Origin of the sequence: Sphingobium limneticum (assembly GCF_008710155.1) — a bacterium.
GTDB classification, from domain to species: domain Bacteria; phylum Pseudomonadota; class Alphaproteobacteria; order Sphingomonadales; family Sphingomonadaceae; genus Sphingobium; species Sphingobium limneticum.
Genome location: NZ_VYPZ01000028.1, coordinates 13,297 through 32,653, shown reverse-complemented (window position 1 = coordinate 32,653; position 19,357 = coordinate 13,297). Strand labels below are relative to the sequence as shown.

The following is a 19,357-nucleotide window of genomic DNA, read 5'->3' as shown; positions in this document are numbered from 1 at the left end:
TGCGACAATGCTGCCCCTTGGCCTTGGCGCTGCTCTTCGCCGCCACTTGCCCCCGCCAGTTCTTCCTCCGGCAGTCGACCGTCACCCGACAGGGCCGAGACCCGGCGCAGCAGGGGCTCGGTCGGCGCGCAGCGCCGATAGGGCGACGGTGCCCGCGTAGCGGGCAGCCGCCACGCGCCTTCACCCTTGCATTGATGTTCCTCCTATGTTCTCAACGGAGCGTCCCTGGAGAATCCAACTCATGCATGCCTGGCTCAGCACCTATGACCATAATCTCCCGCTCATTGATGTGATCGCCGATCCTGCCGCAGACCCTGTCGCGGTGCGCCTTGCGGCCCTGTCGCTTCAGGTGGGCCTCGACAGCGGTTTCATACAAGCCGAGGCTGTGGCTGACGCAGTATCGCAGTTGTGGATGGAGGAGGAGAATGGGGTCAGCAATGCGCACAGCGAGGGTCGAAGGGACCTGGCAAGGCTTCTCGAGAGCGCCGATGATTATGTAATCGGTCTCTATCGATGCGTTGGTCCCCTCCCCATCGCGGCGGCAGCCACCCTGCTCCATGCTCATGCCAGAATCATGCGGGACCGAGCCGACATGATTGGAATGCTGCGCGCGGCCACAGCCTGACATCTTTCCCTGGCGGCTCCACGCAGACCCGTTGGATGCGCGGTCGCTGGACACCCTATCTTCACTTGCTCCAGATTAACCGGGGCGGTCTCGGCAACGGCTGGTGCGGAGCACCGGTTCAATGCCCCCAAGGGCGTGCGCGAAAAAGGAATAGCCTGTGAATTTCGGTGATGAGCTGAGCTGGGCCGATTGGGCCGACGCGATGGTGTCGCAGGGACAGAGCGATGTCAGCGGCAGCGATCCACGGCATGTCTGCGGAACATGCCTTGCCGATGAAGGTCTGGCCGAGGCGGCGGCGACACTTGCGGGTGCCAGACAATGCGATTTTTGTGGCCGCCGGTTCCGCTCCGAACGGGCAGTGTCGATCGATCTGATCGCAGCCTATATCATGGGCTGTATCGCGCAGGATTATGATATTCCTGAAAATGTCCTCTTCCTCGATCCGGAGAGCGACAATGGCTGGGCTGGAATGACCTGGGACAAATGGGAGATCGTCCAGGACCATCTCAGCACGGAATGGGAGGTCGCCGAGGCGGTCAGCTCCATTCTCGATGATGACAGGCAATGGTGTGAACGCAATCCGGGTCAATGGCTTCCCAGCCGCCAACTGGGCGAGGCCTGGGAAAGCTTCAGTCGTTATGTGAAGCATAGTTCCCGTTTCATGTTCCTTCGGGAGGACGAGCAGCCCAGGGGGTATCATGATCGACAGGATGATGACTTCGTGCCCGCGACCGCCATGCTCGATCTGCTGGGCGACGCGGTTCGATCGGCCGGTCTCATTCGAACATTGGGAACCGGCACGCGCATCTATCGTGCGCGTGCTGTAGGAGAGGGTCAGCCGTGGCACCGTTCTGCCGCAGACCTTGGCCCACCACCTGAAAGTGACAACGGCCCGCCGGCCGGGCGTATGAACGCGGCGGGCATCGCCATATTCTACGGTGCGCTCGATCCCGAAACGCCGCTCCACGAAGCTTTGCAGAGCAATGGCCGGGTTGCGATGGGCGTCTTCTCGCCCCTGCGACCTTTACGCCTGCTCGATCTATCCGGTCAGGCGCCGCTTCCCTATGTCGGGATATTCCATAATGCCACCCGTGGCCAGCGCGGTCTCGCACAGTTCATGTCGGCATTCATTGACGACATCGCCAGGATTTCGGCGCGCGATGGGAGGGAGCATATCGACTATGTGCCCGCGCAGATCGTGACGGAATATTTTCGCAGGGTCTTCCGGATAGATGATGCAGCTCTCGACGGTATCATCTATCCGAGCACCCGCAGCGCGCAGGGCCGCAATATAGCTTTGTTCGTGCAGCGGGACGATATCCAGGGTCTGTCCCGGTGGGGCGAAACACTCCGCTTCCGCCCCCGGCTTTCCAGTTTCTTCAACGTGACGGCGGTGGATGGCGTCGTTCAAGGTTGGGATGAGGTGGCAAGGTCGAGTCTGTGACGGGGATCAGTGTGCCAATGCGAAGCCGATCCAGATTCCAAGACATCCGCAATCATGCTGCCTGCGATAGCGCGTGATCACCTCCCAGCCGCAAATCTTCGCAGGCGGGAGAATTCCGCAGAAGTCGGCAGCACGCATGTCACCACATAATGGGGCTGCAGTTCGTCACCGACACATCGGATATATTGTGCGACAACGCGCAGGGCTGGATTGAACCGCCGACGGGGCCAACCCATCGCAGCCTCCAGGTCAGGTGCCGAAAAGGACTGTTCCGCGCGATGGGTCACCAGATAGGCAGCCAGAAGCCTGGCATCCTCTTGCGGGTCCCAGCCCATGATAGGAGGGTCGAACGCCTCATAGGCGTGCTCGGTCAGCTCGATCAGCCCGGAACCGCCAAAGGAGTCGAGACTTTTCACGAGCCCATAGCCTTCAAGATCGGCAATGGCGTCCTCGATATCCTCGCGCGAAAAAGATGAATCTGCTGCTACCAAACTGTCGACATCCACATAGTCGGGGATACCGTTGCTGCAATTTTCAGTGAGGTAGCTCGCCACGAATGCCTGGGCGCCCGAAAATGTGACCTTCTGTCCGCGATCGGGACGAGACAGCTGTTCCACCGTATCCGTCAAGCCATTGACGCTATCGGTGACCTCGCCTTCCCAGCGTTTGCGGTCATTACTCTCAGGGTCAGGCACGAGGCCATCGATGAGTTCGGTAACCGCAGATCCTACGACCGGGATCGCGCCCGCCAGGGCCTTTGCCGCATGGCGGCCGGCCTTGGCGCTGCTATACTCCAGAGGCGGCTTGATCGTCCCGATGGATTGACTTTGCTCGTCCATTTTCGCGGCTCCTCCATGAAGCGCTTGTCGGAACCTGGACGATACAAAATGAGAACAAATAAGAAAAGACGTTCCGCCGCTCGACGACAAGTTTCGCAATGTGCATTCGCCGAGTACAAGACATTTCGGATGCGCGAGAGCCAGGGGCTATGCCGACCCGACGCGGCACCTGCCTCATGCTGATTATCGGCCGTCAGGCCGCAATCAGGGCTTCCAGATCAAAGCAGGAACAATTATGCTCGTTGCATGTCCGTTACATCGCGAGAGTTGTCAGCGCCAAAGCACTGGCAGGAATTTGAAAATCTGGCGTTCGATGTCTACCGCAGGATGTGGAAGACGAATGATGCCGAAATGCACGGACGCGAGGGGCAGCCGCAGGCGGGTGTCGACGTCTATGGTACGGATCGTATCGAAGGTCGCTTCACCGGCGTGCAATGCAAAGGCAAGGATGGCGATCTCCAGGCTGCTGTCACCGAGAAGGAACTCAGGGCAGAAGTCGCCAAGGCTCGCAACTTCCAGCCGCCTCTCGATGTCTTCATTCTGGCGACCACGGGCCCTAATGATCAGGCGCTCCAGCAGGTCGCGCGACAGATCAGCGTAGAACATGCCAAGCTTGGATTGTTCGAGGTCCGGTTCACCGGATGGAAGACGCTGCGCAATCTGGTCTCGGACCATCAGGACGTGCTCCTGAAATATTATCGTGATGTAGCGCCGGTCGACGTCGTCGAGCAGATCGCCGAGTCATCACAGCAAAATGCCGCTGGCTTTGAGCAGACCCACACGCTGGTGCGCACGGCGATCAAGATGATGTCGGATATCCGGGCAGGATCGGACGACGATGCGCTCGCAGCCCAAGTGTCTGAAACCAGCAAGCTCATCAGCGATGGCTCTCCTCGCGCCGCGATCAGGGCGCTTGAACGCCTCATGGCCAGGGAGGCGGAGAACGCCAGCCCACTTGCACGATATCGGATGCTGGCCGGCCTTGGTAACGCGCATTATGCGCTGGGAGATGAACCGCGCGCGATCGGCCTGTTCTATGAAGCCTTCGACGCCTATCCTGACTATCCCAATGCGCGCGCCACAAAGGCATTAGCGCTGGCGATGGAGGGCAAGCGAGACGAGGCAGAACCGATTGCGACAGCCGCCTTCAAGGATGATCAGAGCTCAGCGAGAAATGCGAGCATCTGGATCGATACGCTTGCATCAGGCACGGCTGTCGCCGACATCGAAGCACAGCTACCGCCCGAGTTGACAGCATCAGCCGATATTCAACTGCATCTTGGATTGCGGGCACGCGAGAATGGCGATGATGCGGGGCATCTGGCTTATGCCGAGGCGGCTTTGCGCATCGAGCCGGACGATTGGCGGATGATGTCGTCGGTCGCAGAAGCATTGGTGCAACCCCTGGCCGCAGTTGAAGCTTTGGGCATCACCCATGAGATCCCCGGACCTTTACGCAAGGACGTAGATCGCGCGATCAGGCTTATGCAAAGCGCGTGGACGAAGCTTGTCGAGCAGGATTCCAGTTTCCAGGGCCGCCACGTCGCTGCCAATCTCATCAGTCTGCTCGGAATGCTTGGCCGCGACATCGAGGCCGAGAAGATCCTGGATCAGGCCCTCCTGGCCAATCCCGATTATGCCGCATATGGCATTTTCGAAGCGCGCAGACTGGCGGCGAACGGCGACTGGGTCGCAGCGGCCAAGATGCTCGACAGTCTTCCAGAAAGCGAACTGCCATTCGATGCATTTCTGCTTCGAACTCATGCCGCGTTTCAGATGAAGGACGCGCAAGCGGCAATCGCCTGGTCGAACAAGCTGGGCGTTGCCGAAGGCGCGGATGTGCCGCCAGCCGAGCGCATCGAGCTTGTCGAAGCGATGCAGGTTCAGGCGGCAATCCTGGGCGGTGTTGAGAGGGACACGGCCGTCACGGCGGCTATCGAGAAAAACCCGAACTCTATCGTGGTCAGATCAATATTGTTCGATGGCCTCGCGCAGGACGATCCCTTACGGGACCGACTGGTAAGCGAGATCGAGGCCCTCGCGCAAAGCGAGCTGAGCGTACGTGAACGCATGCACGCCGCCGAGACGCTCTATGTCTCGGGTCATTATTCGATGGCGGCCGATCTCTATGCGCCATTGCATCAAAAGACCGATAATTTCGCCTTGCAGCGGCGGCTGCAGGCATTGAACCTTGCCGATCGCCGGGCAGAGGCTCGCAAATTGTTCGAGTCCCTTCCGCCTGATCTGAAAACATCCGACGGCTATCTGCCGGTGGGCGTCGCGATCTACGAGCGCTCGGGCCTGTTAAAGCCGGCGCTCACTCTTGCAGAGCGCGCCCTGCAAAAGCTCGATGTGCTGCGCAATCGACTGATCTGGATCCAGTTGCTCACCCGCCTTGGCCGGCCGGTGGACTTCAGGGCCTGGCTGCAGCAGACACCGCATGACATCGAGGGCGCAGCTCTTGAACTCATCAGCCTTGCCCAATTGGTGGACCGCTATCTCGAAGACGCGCCCAGAGCCTTGGCATTTGGCTATCGCGCACTTCGAGACGGCTATGCGGAGCCGCGGATCCATTTGGCCTATGCGCTCGGCCTCATCATCGGCGGACGATCAAGCAAAGTCACAATGGCGGCTCCGGACCGGGTGGAAGCGGGAACCGGTGTCGTTCTCATCAACGACGCGACTGGCGAAGAGCTTCACCGCATCATCGAAACAGCGTCCGACCCGCGCATCGAGCGCGAAGAATTGTCGCCGGAGGACGGCTTTGCCAAACGCCTGCTAGGTCTGCGGGTCGGTGAAACGGTCGAGATAGCCAAGCTTGGAACAGCACCGCAGGTCTTTCGTGTGGGCGAAATCCAGACCCAATTCCTGTTCGCCTTTCGGCGGACGATGCGGCAATTTCCCGCTCTGTTCCCGGACAACAGCGCCTTTGGATCGATCACGATCGACGACAGCAAGGGCGACGACCGGTTCGAGGAAATGTTCGCGATGGCGCGGGCGCGTGCCGATCGGGGCAAGGAACTCGAAAACCTCTATCGTGACAGCGTCGTACCGATCCCGATGTTCGCGCGATTTGCAGGAGCCTCGATCTTCGATGTCTGGGAGAATTTCAGCCATCCCAAGAGCCTCGGCCTGAAGGCGGCCCTTGGCGAGGAGGCAGAGTTCGCAAGTGGGCGCGCTTGCGCCGGCAACGGCGTGATGGTCGTCGACCCGCTGTCTGTATATGCTTGGTCACGCATGGGGCTTGGACCAATTTTGAGCAAGCTCAAGGACCGGCTCGCGGTCGTCCAGTCGACCATAGACAGCCTTCGGCACCTGGTCGAGGAACGTGAGGGCAATCATGGCCGTAAATCGGGCACCTTCGGCTATGATGGCGTCAGATACTATCTTGAGGAGCTTACAGAGGAGGCTGCCGCCCGGCAAATAGCCCAAGCGAAGGCCGCGCTGGAACTTGCAGAGGCCTTGCCCGTGGTGCCGGCGGAGACCGATCAGCAGGTGCCTCAAAGCGTTGCCGACATGCTGGCAGATCTCAATCCCGCTTATCATGACAGCCTCATAGCCGCATTGGCACCCAAGCGCGCCCTGTTGACCGATGATTTCGGGCTTCGCGTCGTCGCGCAGGCAGCTGGCGCAAACACGACCTGGACCCAGGTCTTCGTCCAGCGGGTCGGACTTCCCGGCAAGCTCACCCATCCTGAATATAGACAGGTGGTGGCCGCCCTGATGGATGCCAATTACAAGTTCGTGCAATTCAGTGCTGCCGAGGTCATCGGCCAGTTGCAGGACAACGGCTGGGACGCCGACGATCGTCTGCGCGACTTTGCCCGCCATCTGACTAGCCAGACGCTCAACCAATCGAGTGCAGCCAGGGTCGTCGCCGATGTGATGCTAAGAGCCCGGCAGCTGGCAGGCAGCGCGAATGCCGCCGTATTTCCCAAGCTATTGATCGAAGTCGCCGATGGCGTGGGAAGGGCTAAGGAAGCCCATGCACTGCTCGGCCATGCTCAACAGGCCATGCGGGCATTGCAGGCGCACGCCTATATTCATGTGATGCTGCCCCGCAAGCTCATGGGCACGACCTATTTGAAGCCGGTCAATCACCTCATTGCCGAGCCGGCTCAGCTGGCGTCGCAGGACATTGATGGCTTCTGGGAGGCACTAAGAGGTGCAGGACTGCGTACGCCTTCATGACCTTTTTTTCATCTTCAATCAGACCTGTCCAATAGAAGGGCCCCTTGCTTCCGCGATCGGCAATCGAAAGAAGCCTCGGGTCCCAAACTATGCTCATGGCTTGCGCGTTGGAGGGAGCCATGATCCTGGACCATCCGCTGATTGCCGTCACCGCAGTTGCGCGAGGCCCAGCCCCATAGGCAGCATTTGCACTGTCACGTCAGTGCCGACCGCTGTGAGGCCGACTGCCGCGGAGGAAGCGCGGTCTTGCCAGCAATCAACGCAGAAGACGGGCGAGATGACCCGCATAAACAGCCACCGCCGCCCAGTAGGCCGCCATGGGCGGTTTGCGCCTGCGCCAGCTATGATCGGCCCGGGACTTTGCATCAGCGCGCAAATCCAGCAAAAGCGCGCGCAGCGCCGCCTTTGACGCGGGCTCCAACGCCAGCATCTCGCACAGCGCGGGTAACGCGAGCATGGGGTTTGCCCGCTCAGCACGGCTCGTTATCCTGCGCATGGCAGCACCTTGCCGTTCAATTGCGTGGGGCGAAGGCAGGTCGCGGACACAAGCAAAACATCGCCAGCGGGGCGCGCCGAAGCCAGAGCGACACGCACATGAGCAGTACATCAATTGAATTGCTGGATGACGCCGGACTTCCCGTCGAGGTTAGCAGCGTCGGTACCCGGCAAAGGCGCCAAAATGACATGACTGCCTAAGGTCAGGGGATGGGCGTCGACCGCAAGCCAGCACATGATGTCAGGGCCTGCACGATCGCAGGCTCCACAGATGATGTCGTCGAACATCGAGGATAAAAACCAAGTCTGGGTGCTCTCATCCCATCGCGCCACGCCATCGCAGGCAAGGTCGTCACTCCCGCAAGCCTTGCAAACCGGTCGCACCACCTCTACCGCCGGGGCCTCTGGATCATCATCTGGCTCGGGTTCGTCGACCAGGACAATGTCGACATCGATAGCGAAGTCCGGGATGCGCCTGTCGTGATAGGGGCTCATGACAGCGCGATCACGCGCGATCCGCTCGGCTTCATATTCGTCCGGAGCCGCGAGGCTGTAACGCTCGATCGCGAATATCGTCCGGTCACAGCAAAAGGCGACGCGCGCTTCGAAGTAGCACGTTTGCGTGCCCTTATGGTTAGTCATGGCAAATCTCCTGCGAGCAAGATTGCGGCGCCGAAGGGACATATCGGCGGCGCCTGTGGATCAGTTCGATTTCTGGAGGATGCGCTTGGCCTTGCCCTCAAGCTCGAGACGCGCGTCCTGGTTCGTCCGGGTGCGTGCCACCGCCGTGATCCCCTGGACGAAATCATAGAGAGAGGCCGGCGGATGCCCTTCCTCGGCAAGGACCGAGGCAATGATCCGCCCGGTCTCGACCTTCGAGAAGCCCTGGTTCCTCAGGAAATTCTCGCGATCTTCATCCTTGCGCGCAATGATCCGCTCGCGCGCCGCGCGAATGCCCTGGATGAAGTCGCCAGGCGAAGAGTCGGCGAAGTGCGCGAGCGCCGGCGCGGCCTGTGTGGCGAAACGACTGGCAGCGAACTTGGAATGGCGTATCGATATCTCCTCGAAATTCTCGACGCCCCACAGGTTGCGGTTCATGCAGACCGCGCGGAGATAGAAGGTGGCGATGCCGAGCGACTTGGCGCCCACCTCGCTGTTCCAGCAATAAAAGCCGCGAAAATAGAGGTCCGGATCGCCGTTCGGGAGCTTGCCTGCCTCGATCGGATGGGTGTCGTCCACCAGGAAGAGGAACACATCCCGATCCGAGGCATAGAGGGTCGTCGTCTCGGCGCTGATGTCGACACAGGGGTTGTAGACCATCGAGCCCCAGTCGAGGACGCCCGGCACCTTCCAGCGGGTATCGCCCGTGCCGTTGCCGGCAATGCCCATGACCGCCTCGACCAGTTCATGGTCCCAGATCCGGCCATAGTCGGGTCCCGTGACCGCTCGCAGTTCCGTCCGCCCGTCGCGCGTTTCGAGCAATTTTACATGTTCTCCCCTATGAGCGATGAGGCCGTGCTGCAGGTTGATGCCGGCAAGCGCCGCGGGCAGGTCGCGCAGATAGCCCGACGGCGCACCAACGAGGCTGCAGAGCTGACCGAAGGACCAGTGTGTCGGCGCAACCGGCACGTCCGAGCCGGGCGCGATAAGGCGCAGGCGCTCGGGGGCATCGCTGTGCGCTGCCACGCGGATAGCGCGGCTCTCGACGATCCTGGTCGAGGCGAGGTCTGCCCGCGCGCGAACCTTGTCATGGAGGCTACCCAGCGAAAGGAAACGCTCGTCATCGGGGCGGCTGAACCATTCGGACGAGACGCGGCCGATATTCTGGCCCCGGCTGATATCGACCTTGTAACCGCCGGTGGCGGGCCGATCGGACAAAGCAAGTGCGGTCATGGAGGGTCTCCTGTTGACAGATGAGGACCCGCTCCCCGCGAGCCCATCCCCCGTTCCCCTCCTCCCCTTCGCGCCGAGATCGCCCCGTCGCTGAACGATCAGCCGCTGACCTTCCGGAAACGGATCGAGATCCGCAGAAAGCCACAGGGGTCACGCGACCCGCGCAAGAGGCGCGTCCAGACCGGCGCCATCCCCAAGGTCGGGCATGTCGGGTTCCAGCTCCGGATCGAACTCCCCCCTGGTCGTCACCAGTTCCGCTTCAAGCGCGGCGAGTTCGGCCTGCTTGTCTTCCAGCATGGCGGCATCGGGAAATCCTTTTCCGATACGCGCCTCAAACGCCGGCAACCGCCGCTCATCGGCCTCAAGAGCGGCTCGCGCTTCGGCGAGATCGGTATCCAGATGGCAGATGGATGCCTCAAGCCGGGCGATCAGGGTGCCCCACCTAGTCCTGTCGGTCACCGTAAAATCGCGCTGCTCGCCATGATGCAGCAAGGCGACCTTCGTCGACAGGCACCAGTTTCCATCATCGTCGATGGTTTCAAAGGAGCATAGCTCGACCTCGAAGCCGTTGAACCTGCCGATAATGAGGGTGGCCGGCCTGCCCTGCATCCGCATCTCGCGCGCATGTAGCAGGATATGGTCGGCAGCCGCCCTGACATCAGTGACAAGGGCCTTGCCATGATCGAACATGACCAAGCCAGGCGGCGGCACGAGGCGCCGGGACAGATCGCTCTCGAGACAGGCGATATGTTTGCGGCCCCTTTCGATCGCGGCGCTGGTTCGCGCGATGGTCCGTCGAATGTTGAACTGATCGTCGATATGCGCATCGCGCAGGCGCAGGAGGCGCGCCACCTCGGCGTCGAGCCCCGCCTTGCGCATCAGCCTGTCGTCGCCCGATGCAAGCGCCTTGGCCAGGGCAAACTGGTTGACGTTGGAACCGACATCCTCGATCCGCCGTATGGACCGGTCGCCCGACATCGCCATGGTGATGAAACGCGCCTTGCGCTCGAGCATCTGCCAGTTGCTGGCATCCATCGAGCCGCTGGTCGCATAGCCATAAAGCTCGATTTCGTCATTCTGGTTGCCCTGGCGCTCGATCCGGCCCTCACGCTGCTCGATGTCCGAGGGTATCCACGGCACATCGAGATGGTGGAGCGCCTTGAGACGCTGTTGCGCGTTAACGCCGGTGCCCATGGTGGCGGTGGACCCGATGATGATGCGCTTGGCGCCCTGGTTGAGATCGTTGAACAACCGCTGTTTTGCGCTGTTCTTCTTGAAGTGCTGCATGAAGGCGATCTGGTCGGCGGGTATGCCAAGCGCGATCAGCCGCTCGCGGATCCAGACATAGGCGGAAAAGCCGCGGGTTTCGAGCGCTGCCTCGGTGCCCAGATCCGAGAAGATCATCTGCACTGCGCCAGGCAAGGGATAGGGTCGGCCCGTCTCGGGGTCGCGGTAGCGATGATCGCCGGTGTCGCGCCAGATGCGGTACACATTGTCGATCAGAAGATTGAGCTTGTTACCCTCTTCATCGCCCATGGCCGGGTCGACGAAACGCAGGTCGATCGCCGAGTGCCGACCGTCGGTGATCACCGAAAGGAGGATGTCGTCTCCCTTCTGCGGGCGTCCGCTACGCTGCTCGATCGCCTTGATACGCCGGGCGAGCACGCGCTGATAGGCCTTGAACGGCGCGCCGGAAGGGGCGACGATGATCTGCCGCTTGCCGCCACGAACCACGGGCAGACGGACATGCTGGCGCAGATCTTCCTTAAGGACGACATCGGCGACACTGCGATACATCGCCATGAGATCCGCGACGTTGACGAATTCGCAAAAGCGCGTGACGGGCTTGTAGCTGCCGCTCGGCTGGAGCTCGAGTTCGGTGCGCGTATCGCCGAAATTGGCGGCCCAGGCGTCGAACTCGTGCAGGCCCTTGGCGTGAAGCTCGTCGGGCTGCATGAACCGCTGGAGCGTATACATCTCGCCCAGCGTATTGGTGATGGGCGTGCCCGAAGCGAGGATGAGCTCGCGCCCCGGATTGATGGCCGACAGATATCGGGTCTTCACATAGAGGTCCCAGGCGCGCTGCGAACCGTCAGGGTCGACGCCCTTGAGATCGGAGAGATTGGTCGCGAAGGTGAGCTTGCGGAATAGCTGGGCCTCGTCGACGAGTATCTGATCGACGCCGATTTCCCCGATATGGACAAGATCGTCCTTCCTGGCGGCAAGACCTTCGAGCCGGCGGCCAAGCCCTTCCTTGAGGCGCTCGATCCGCTTGCGCGACACGCGATCGTTCCGGTCGATCCCTGCGATAAGTGCTTCATAGCTTGCGAGCTGATCCCCGATGAGACCGCGCTCGAAGGCGGACGGCGTGGGAATGAACTTGAAGGCGTCATGGGTAATGATAATCGCGTCCCAGTTGCCGGTCGCGGCACGGCTCAGGAACCGCTGGCGCTTCTCCCTGACGAAGTTGGTGTCGTCGGCGACGAGAATGCGCGCGGTCGGGTAGAGCATGAGAAATTCGCGCGCAATCTGGGCGAGGCAGTGGTTGGGCACCGCGATCATCGGCTTGTTGACGAGGCCGAGGCGCCGCTGCTCCATCACCGCCGCGCACAGGCTGAAGGTTTTGCCGGCGCCCACCGAATGGGCGACATAGGTCGTGCCCGACGCAACGATGCGCCAGACGACCCGCTTTTGATGCTCGCGCATGCTGATCGTCGTCGATGCGCCGGGAAGCGTCAGGTGTCGGCCATCGAACGCACGCGGCACCAGGTCGTTATAGGCGTCATTATAGAGGCGCACGAGCCGGTCGGCGCGCGCATTGTCCTGCCAGACCCAGCTCTCGAAGGCCGACTTGATGGCAGCCAGCTTCTCCTTGGCCGCTTCGGTATCGGTCGTGTTGAGTTCGCGACGCTCCGATCCGTCCGCGTCGCGGATGAGATCGTAGATTTTGGGAATGCCAGAATTGAGGGCGTCCTCCAGCAGATCGGCGGCGCTTCGGCGCGGCGTGCCCCAGATGGAGGTCGAGCTGACATGGCCGGCGAACGGGGCCTTGTCGATCGTCCAGCTGGCAAGCTCGCGCGTGTGGTGAATGCTGGTCTCGATTTCCATGCTGTCGGCGATGAAGGCCTCGATGACGTCCACCGGAATCCAGGGGGCACCGAGGCGCGCGGTGATCTCGCTGGGTTTGAGGTCGACCGGCTGCACCGCCTCGAGCGCAGTCATGACGGCAGCGAAGCGCGGATCGGTACCAACCTTCGCGCGCGCGCGAGCAAGCTTCAAGCGTACCGGTCCCGAGAGCGCCTCGTCGGCCGGCACCCAATGGTCGAAGGCGGGCGTAGTGCGGACAGGATCGAGATAGATGTCCCCGGCAAGGGCAGCGAGAGCCTCGGCTTCGCTCAGGTCAAGCTGCTGCGCGATCAGTGGCAGATCGACGCGGCCACGCTCATGGAGCGAGAGCGCCAGCGCATCCTGCGGACAATGGATGTCGTGGACGACCGGCGGGCGCACGACCCGCTCGGTGAAGATCGGTCCCGGCATGCCTGTATCGCTCGCCTCGTCATAGGTCTCGATCGAGGCGACGAGCCAGACATCGGGGTCGTCGAGAAAGGGCTGAAGATTGGGCCGGCGCTGATATTCCTTTTCGGCGCCGGTTGCAGGATCGGCGCGAACGCTTGTGACGCTCTTGTTGATGGCCCCATGCTTCCTGGCGAAGCGACGATAATGATCCGTCAGCTGCTCCTGAAGATCGGCATAGGGCTCGTCCGCCATCTGCGCGCGCAGGATCGAGCGAACCTTGTCGCGAACGGGAATGAGGCCGCGGATGATGTCGGCATGTTTGGGGAAAAGGCCGGCATCGCCCCGCCCTGCCTTCACGGCGACGATCGAAGACGCGCCATCGACGATCTGGTGAAGAAGCCCGTCGGAGAGAAAATAGCTTCCTTCCTTCAATGCGCTTTCGTCAGCAGCGTTGCCGACATTGACACCCGGTCGGACTTCAAAGCGCTCGCGCAGGGGCATAGTGCGCGGAACGGCATGAAAACTGCCGGCATGACGCGCGGCGATGCCGCTGAGGGCTGATCCAACTGTGTCGGGAAGATCGACGCCAGGAAGAGCGGTGCAGTCATAGTCCATGCCGAACCGGCCGCTTCGCCATGCGTGCGTGCCCAGCACATGATCGGGATTGTCGAGGAAGTAGCGATTGATACGCAGCGGCCCCTCGCCCTCGTCGCTGCCCGGAACCTCGCCAAGCTCCAGCCAGTCAACGCAGCCGCGCCGCTCATCGCCGAGATGCTTCTGGAACAGCAGGATATCGACCACGACGTCGGTGCCCGCTTCCTGGCGCATCGCCTTACCCGGCAGCCGCACCGCTCCAAGGAAGTCGGCCATGGAGCCGATATGGGAACGGGCCCTGGGATCGCTCTTGTCGAGCGTGTAGCGGGACGTCACGAACAGCGCGATGCCACCGGGCCGCAGATGCTCGATCGACTTTGCGATGAAGAAGTCGTGGAGTGAGAGCCCGAGCTGTCCGATCGCAGTGCGATCACGGATGGAGAGGTTGGAAAATGGCGGGTTGCCGATCGCCAAGTCGAAATCCTGCGGCAGTACGGACTTGTCGAAGCTCTCGCAGCGGATCATCTGATTGGGATAGAGCGCCTTTGCCACCCGGGCTGTGACGGGATCATTCTCGATGCCTACGAACAGGCTGTCGGACGAAAGGTCTTTGGGCCGCAGCCCCATGAAGAGACCGCTACCGCAGCCCGGCTCGAGGATCTGCCCCCCTTTAAATCCAAGGATGGAAGCCGCCTTCCACATGGCCCGAACGATATGCGCCGGCGTGTAATGGGCATATTGCGTAGCCCTTTTGAGCGAGTGAAGCTCCGCATCCGACACCAGTTGCGCAAGGCTTTGGCCGGCCTCCCGCCAACCTTGGCGATACTCGCCCGACCGATCGGGAAACATGCCGTTGGCCAGGTCAGACGCGCCAAAACCTGTAAACCGGGCGATGCGCGCCTGCTCGTCAGGGTCAGCGGCCCGCTGCTCGCGCTCAATGAGGGTGAGAAGTCTGATCGCCTCCACATTGTCGCAGGCGCGCTCCAGCCAGGTCGGCGCGAGCCCATGTTCACCTGCAAGGGAGAAATCGAGCAGTTTCGGCCGGGACGCGGGAACGAGCTGGCCGCTCGCCAACCCAAGGCGGGGCGGCGGCTCTGATATTGCGTCCATCGCACCGATGGCGTGCGCGACGATCTGGTCGAAGTCGAGACTCATCTGGAGAGCCAGCGCGGAGGCACTGTTTGGCATGGGGGGATCCTTCCGGGATGGACGCGAAGGCACCGGAACCGCGCGTGGCTCCGGTCCGCTCCGCCTGGCGGAGCGCCCCATTCACCTCCCCCTTTCCTTCAGAGCGACAGCCCGGAACGCATGCTCGCGGCCGCTCAGCAGCGGCTTTTCGGAGCGCCTCTCAAGATCGAGGGACGCAAGGCCGGTCCCCGCCGGGCGGTCAGGTCAGCCAAGGCGAAGAGACGAAGCAAACTGGCGGAGGAGATCGGCGATAGCGGCGCGCGCATGGCGCTTGTTGCCGATGATGGTTTCGGGGACGAGCATGTCGCCTCGGCCAGACCCATGACCGCGTAGAGCGCGCCGACATGCCCGCCGTCGATGCGGCGGTCCGGGAACGCACAGGAGAGGACCGAAAAAATCTCGGGCTTTTCCCGCCTCAAGCAGCTAGCCACGCTGGCGAGAAAGACGCTTTTGCCATTGCCAGGCACGTCATCAAGCAGCACGAAGCTACTGATATCTCAGGCGCCCCAACATCTTCAGCAGAGCCATTCGCGTCAGTGGATCCAGTTCTCCACGGGAAGCGCGCGTATACGGCGAAACTCCCGATCATTTGCTGTGACCAGGGTGAAGCCGAGCGTATAGCAGTGCGCCGCGATCAGAAGATCGTTCGGACCGATCGGCTGCCCTGCTGCCTCCAGCTCTGCCCGGATTCCACCATATTCAGCGTCGGCAGGCATATCAAAGGGCAGAACCTCGATACCCTCGAGAATGGCTTCCACCTGGGCGAGCAGCCTTGCAGAACCCTTCTTGGCGCATCCATAGCGTAGTTCGGCGGCGGTGATGATACTCACGCAGACCGCATCCGCTCCGATCTCGACGATCTTTTCATAAATCGCGCCCTGCGGATGTCGCACGAGATCGGACACGATGTTGGTATCGAGCATGTAACGCGGTGCGCTCAAAGCTCCACATCCCGTAACGGAAGAAGCGCTGCGTCGAGATCGTCGGGCAGTTGATCTTCTGGCGGCAAGGGAGACAAGCCGCGGAGAATCTCGATCAGCCCACGCTTGCGCAGCGGCTCGATGATCAGCCGATCACCTTCCTTATGGATCAGAACTCTTTCGCCGGAAAATTCAAACTCCACAGGTATCCGCACCGCCTGATTGCGATTATTGCGGAAAAGCTTCGCCTCTCTCGGGGCATTGTGGGCTGCTGTGCCGGCCATGATCGTCCCTTATGTATATGCCAATATATATGCCAACATGGGCTCAGGTTCAATAGTCCCCTGATGCCTCGCCCTCTCAGTAAAGCGCAGGTCGTCATCAGGACCCACGGTCGTTCACCTGTCCTTGCGCCAACACTTCCCAGGCTCGGGCACATATATCAGCGAGTGCGCGGCAAACGCCTCAATCCAGTATCGGGGCTTGCCCGGCTTTAGCGCTCACCGGCAACGGGATTGGCACGGTCTGACCACTGGCAAGATTGATGAACGCGCCGGCATGATCGATGGAGCCGCGCGCAAGGAGATCGAACAGAAGCGCGAGTGCATGGCTTGCGATGACACGGTTGACGAATAGCGACTGGCGCTCGAGGGCGTCGGCAACCGAACAGGATGGCCTGTCGTCATCGGCCATGCTCTCGTCGGAAAGCTCCGGGAAAAATTCCAGCACCGTCGGCAGCCGACCAGGCCCCCGATTCACACCATCGCCCGGACAGCCAATGATAAATTGGCCGTCTCGGGCACGATTGCCCAGATCCATCCAATAAGCGGGCTTTCCCATCGCCTGGTCGATCGCCTGCCCTAGCGCCCCGCGTGCCGAGGCCGTGTCGACACAGCTGATCAGCATATCGACACCCCCGATGCCAGCCGCTGCGGGCGCGCGCCCGTGTATGGCTTCCCAAGCCAATCCATGCGCGAGATTGATCCGTTCCGTGAGCGTACGCGCCTTGGATTGCCCCAGATCGCAAGCAAAAAAGGGCTGCCGGCCCAGATTGGCCCCGGTCACAACGTCATCGTCGACAACGGTGACGTGGAGCGCGCGAGAGCAGATCGCACGCAGCGCCGTGTCGAGCGACGCCAGGCCCATCAGCATCTGCGCGCCACTACCCCCGCAGCCCACGAGCAGGACGCTGATCGAACGCCCGTTGAAATGGGGCGCGAGATAGTGGCGGCGGGACAGATCAGATGACATGTCGATCTCCTTCGAAGGGGCTGCACGGCAACGGAATGAAGAGGCCGGCCGCACACAGGCGCATCGCCATTACGGGCCCATCGGGATGGCCAAGCCGGCCGAGCACGAGTGACAGCTTCGTTGCATGCATGTCGTCGGCATTGTCGGTGGCGCTGAAATAGGCGGCGCCGCGGCCATGGCTGTGAATGTCGCAGATGAGGTGCCAGCCCGGTTCAATGATGGGCGGGCGGTAGACGAGCCGCGCAGGCGTCGCCTCCTCGATCTCGGGAAAGTTGGTGACGAACCTGCCGGTCGCCTCGTTCCAGAGGATGAAGGCGGCCGCCTCATGCGGGAGAGCACCATGGAAATGATCGACGATCGCTTCGAAATGCTCGCGCGGGACAAGTCCGCAGCGCAGTGCGGCACGCGGCATGCCCATGTCGCCATAGGGGAGATAGCCTGCAATGGGCGGCGTAACAGGCAGGTCGAGAACAAGCCATGGCCGACGCAGGATGAGCATCACGCCATCCTTGCCGACAGCCAGCCCATGACTGGTCCGCGCGTCCTGCAAAGCCTCGAGCGCCGGCGACCTGCCGTGTGGAGGGACCGCATAGCAGGGGATCGCTGCAAGTATCGCCGCCGCGGTCGGGTCCTTAGCGAGTATGGTCATCACGCTGCCCCGCGTGCGATAAGATCACCAACCGTCACCCCGGCATCGCCGCATGGCTTTCTCGCTTGCCGGCGGCCGGGGAGGAATGGCTTGAGGCGTCGGACCGGAAAGCGCGTTGCGCGCTGCGCCGCAAGCGCATCCCAGAGCCGGACGAGACCGCCTTTGCCGGTGAGCGTCAAATCCTGACCAGGGTTGGGATGGGTCGACCAGGAATCGAACACCGCGCTTTCATAGTCCGCGATGGATGCCACCGTCAGCGCCTTGGGCTTTGCGATGTTGCCCCAGCAGAGCTTGCCTTCGATGAATATGTTGAGGATCGGGGAATGCAGGACCGGCGTGTCAGCTGTTGGCCGGCAGCTTCGCGGCAGGGCATAGACGTCGAGCCCGGAGCGGGTCGCGATGAAGAGATGGGCAGGATAGGGCACTGGCACGCTCGTGCGCCCTGATAGCGCCTTGAGGTCCGCGGGCGGGTTGGACAGGGCAAAATAGCCTGTGCGCACCTGCTCCGCCGTCCACCAGGCCAGCATCTCGGGATGGGAGACAAGGACATTGTCGGGTAGGATTTCAGGCTGGACGCAGCGTCCCAGGGCCTGCGTCCAATGCCGCAGATGTGCCTGCGACAAGGGCTTCCCTGCGGCAATCGTCGGCCGGTCCAGATCGTCGCGTACAATTCCATGGATGCTGGCGAATGCCGGAGCCGCCAGCGGGGTACCATGACCCGACTGCCCGGCCGCCCCCCCGGACCTGTAGAGGAGAATGGCGTTGGTTAGCACTAGGCCGCCATCGGATTCTCCAAAATAGACGCTATGATTTGCCATGGGAGGCTCCCAGGATAGTTGGATCGAGCATGATCAGCTCCTGCGCAGTGGTGAGAAGCTTTACGCCGAGTTGAAACGAGGAGAGCCATCGGTCGATCTTGTCGGCTTGCGGGAGCACGCAGATCCCGGCCAGATCGAAGAAGCCATATTCCATGCCATGCTGCGCAACGTCGTCGACCTCGCGCGCGAACTGGTCGACCGGCACCAAAGTAAGCGGCGGCAATGGCGAGCATTCCTCGGTGCCCGGGAAATATTCGTAGGCGGTATCGAGATGGAACGCCCACGCATTGTCGTTCGGATCGAGGCGGTCAATCTGCCTATGCAGATGGTCGAGCCTCCTGATGATCCCGCGCAGCCTGGCTGGAAGGCTGCGCACGGACATCGCCTTGTCCCGGATCATCCAATCGGGGCGCCGATCGTTCATCGTGGATGGCAGGCTCAGACTGTCGAGGTCTTCGGGGTCAGCGCCGTGGCAGGCGATCATATATTCAAGCGCAGCAGCGTCGTCGGTTTCGCCTTCCCAATAATAGCGGGATATCTCCTCGAAGAGATCCTGGTAGGCAAAGACGGGCAGCACGCGGCTGAGCGTTCTCTCGAGCGCAGCGTAAGCCGCTGCCCGCCAGCTGATGGGGGCATCGCCTGTCTCGATCCAGCCAAGGTCAAGCTGGCCGATGCTCTCACAGGTGATGGTGACGACCGGCGATTGGTTTTCCTCGCCACTCAGGATAGCGATGCGCAGGTCGGCAAGTTCAACCGGTGCGAGAATGTCGAGCGCCACGGCGCGAAAGGCCCGCTCGATCCGACGGCGCGCCTCAACGCGCGTACAAGCTTCCTGCGCACCCTCTCGACCCGCCACCCAGCGCCCAAGCAACTTGTGGTGCAGAGCCAGCGGTTGGTCGAAGATCGCCGGAACGTCCGCGCCGAGCGCGACCAT

15 protein-coding genes are annotated in these 19,357 nt (G+C 61.8%); 3 read left to right on the top strand and 12 right to left on the bottom strand.

The window, feature by feature from the left end:
- The first annotated feature begins 241 nt into the window (after positions 1–241).
- Complete coding sequence (locus F4U94_RS20285; protein ID WP_145986313.1) at positions 242–625, top strand: hypothetical protein; 384 nt, start codon at positions 242–244, stop codon at positions 623–625.
- Between the two features lie 157 nt (positions 626–782).
- A complete protein-coding gene (locus F4U94_RS20280) occupies positions 783–2,069 on the top strand; it encodes a HEPN-associated N-terminal domain-containing protein (protein WP_120253349.1) in 1,287 nt (428 codons plus the stop codon).
- A gap of 77 nt (positions 2,070–2,146) precedes the next feature.
- On the opposite strand, the gene F4U94_RS20275 is transcribed toward F4U94_RS20280, so the two are convergent.
- Positions 2,147–2,908, bottom strand: coding sequence for a hypothetical protein (locus F4U94_RS20275; RefSeq protein WP_120253350.1), 762 nt, complete (start codon positions 2,906–2,908; stop codon positions 2,147–2,149).
- 246 nt (positions 2,909–3,154) lie between these two features.
- On the opposite strand from F4U94_RS20275, the gene F4U94_RS20270 reads away from it, so the two are divergent.
- On the top strand, positions 3,155–7,099 hold the full coding sequence (locus F4U94_RS20270) for a PIN domain-containing protein (RefSeq protein ID WP_150412179.1): 3,945 nt from the start codon (positions 3,155–3,157) through the stop codon (positions 7,097–7,099).
- A 256-nt stretch (positions 7,100–7,355) separates the two neighbouring features.
- Here the strand turns inward: F4U94_RS20270 and F4U94_RS20265 are convergent, their stop codons facing one another.
- The 11 genes from F4U94_RS20265 to F4U94_RS20220 all read right to left on the bottom strand — a co-directional run bounded on the left by F4U94_RS20265 (position 7,356) and on the right by F4U94_RS20220 (position 19,357).
- Positions 7,356–7,595, bottom strand: a complete 240-nt coding sequence (locus F4U94_RS20265; RefSeq protein WP_120253354.1) for a hypothetical protein — start codon at positions 7,593–7,595, stop codon at positions 7,356–7,358.
- Positions 7,596–7,705: 110 nt separating this feature from the next.
- Positions 7,706–8,236, bottom strand: coding sequence for a hypothetical protein (locus F4U94_RS20260; RefSeq protein WP_120253355.1), 531 nt, complete (start codon positions 8,234–8,236; stop codon positions 7,706–7,708).
- A 60-nt stretch (positions 8,237–8,296) separates the two neighbouring features.
- The gene (locus F4U94_RS20255) at positions 8,297–9,487 is read right to left on the bottom strand and encodes a DUF932 domain-containing protein (protein ID WP_120253356.1); all 1,191 of its coding nucleotides are present in this window, start codon (positions 9,485–9,487) and stop codon (positions 8,297–8,299) included.
- Positions 9,488–9,637: 150 nt separating this feature from the next.
- On the bottom strand, positions 9,638–14,785 hold the full coding sequence (locus F4U94_RS20250) for a lactate dehydrogenase (protein ID WP_232016357.1): 5,148 nt from the start codon (positions 14,783–14,785) through the stop codon (positions 9,638–9,640).
- A 134-nt stretch (positions 14,786–14,919) separates the two neighbouring features.
- Entirely contained in the window at positions 14,920–15,267 is a 348-nt protein-coding gene (locus tag F4U94_RS24810) for a hypothetical protein (RefSeq protein ID WP_161601903.1), read from the bottom strand.
- 51 nt (positions 15,268–15,318) lie between these two features.
- Positions 15,319–15,708, bottom strand: coding sequence for a type II toxin-antitoxin system VapC family toxin (locus tag F4U94_RS20245; protein ID WP_120253357.1), 390 nt, complete (start codon positions 15,706–15,708; stop codon positions 15,319–15,321).
- A 14-nt stretch (positions 15,709–15,722) separates the two neighbouring features.
- Complete coding sequence (locus tag F4U94_RS20240; RefSeq protein ID WP_120253358.1) at positions 15,723–15,989, bottom strand: antitoxin; 267 nt, start codon at positions 15,987–15,989, stop codon at positions 15,723–15,725.
- A gap of 181 nt (positions 15,990–16,170) precedes the next feature.
- Positions 16,171–16,956, bottom strand: a complete 786-nt coding sequence (locus tag F4U94_RS20235; protein ID WP_120253359.1) for a PRTRC system ThiF family protein — start codon at positions 16,954–16,956, stop codon at positions 16,171–16,173.
- Complete coding sequence (locus F4U94_RS20230; protein ID WP_170267513.1) at positions 16,946–17,605, bottom strand: PRTRC system protein A; 660 nt, start codon at positions 17,603–17,605, stop codon at positions 16,946–16,948. Before F4U94_RS20230 ends, F4U94_RS20235 begins: the two co-directional genes overlap by 11 nt.
- Complete coding sequence (locus F4U94_RS20225) at positions 17,605–18,423, bottom strand: PRTRC system protein B (RefSeq protein WP_120253360.1); 819 nt, start codon at positions 18,421–18,423, stop codon at positions 17,605–17,607. Before F4U94_RS20225 ends, F4U94_RS20230 begins: the two co-directional genes overlap by 1 nt.
- Entirely contained in the window at positions 18,410–19,357 is a 948-nt protein-coding gene (locus tag F4U94_RS20220; protein ID WP_249042092.1) for a hypothetical protein, read from the bottom strand. Before F4U94_RS20220 ends, F4U94_RS20225 begins: the two co-directional genes overlap by 14 nt.

What these genes read in the sequence shown, in the direction of transcription:
- F4U94_RS20275 (WP_120253350.1), bottom strand. Translation starts at nt 2,908, where the DNA reads ATGGACGAGCAAAGTCAATCCATCGGGACGATCAAGCCGCCTCTGGAG.
- F4U94_RS20270 (WP_150412179.1), top strand. Translation starts at nt 3,155, where the DNA reads ATGTCCGTTACATCGCGAGAGTTGTCAGCGCCAAAGCACTGGCAGGAA.
- F4U94_RS20235 (WP_120253359.1), bottom strand. Translation starts at nt 16,956, where the DNA reads ATGTCATCTGATCTGTCCCGCCGCCACTATCTCGCGCCCCATTTCAAC.
- F4U94_RS20265 (WP_120253354.1), bottom strand. Translation starts at nt 7,595, where the DNA reads ATGCGCAGGATAACGAGCCGTGCTGAGCGGGCAAACCCCATGCTCGCG.
- F4U94_RS20245 (WP_120253357.1), bottom strand. Translation starts at nt 15,708, where the DNA reads ATGCTCGATACCAACATCGTGTCCGATCTCGTGCGACATCCGCAGGGC.
- F4U94_RS20250 (WP_232016357.1), bottom strand. Translation starts at nt 14,785, where the DNA reads ATGCCAAACAGTGCCTCCGCGCTGGCTCTCCAGATGAGTCTCGACTTC.
- F4U94_RS20260 (WP_120253355.1), bottom strand. Translation starts at nt 8,236, where the DNA reads ATGACTAACCATAAGGGCACGCAAACGTGCTACTTCGAAGCGCGCGTC.
- F4U94_RS20285 (WP_145986313.1), top strand. Translation starts at nt 242, where the DNA reads ATGCATGCCTGGCTCAGCACCTATGACCATAATCTCCCGCTCATTGAT.
- F4U94_RS20255 (WP_120253356.1), bottom strand. Translation starts at nt 9,487, where the DNA reads ATGACCGCACTTGCTTTGTCCGATCGGCCCGCCACCGGCGGTTACAAG.
- F4U94_RS20230 (WP_170267513.1), bottom strand. Translation starts at nt 17,605, where the DNA reads ATGACCATACTCGCTAAGGACCCGACCGCGGCGGCGATACTTGCAGCG.
- F4U94_RS20220 (WP_249042092.1), bottom strand. Translation starts at nt 19,357, where the DNA reads ATGGTCGCGCTCGGCGCGGACGTTCCGGCGATCTTCGACCAACCGCTG.
- F4U94_RS20240 (WP_120253358.1), bottom strand. Translation starts at nt 15,989, where the DNA reads ATGGCCGGCACAGCAGCCCACAATGCCCCGAGAGAGGCGAAGCTTTTC.
- F4U94_RS20225 (WP_120253360.1), bottom strand. Translation starts at nt 18,423, where the DNA reads ATGGCAAATCATAGCGTCTATTTTGGAGAATCCGATGGCGGCCTAGTG.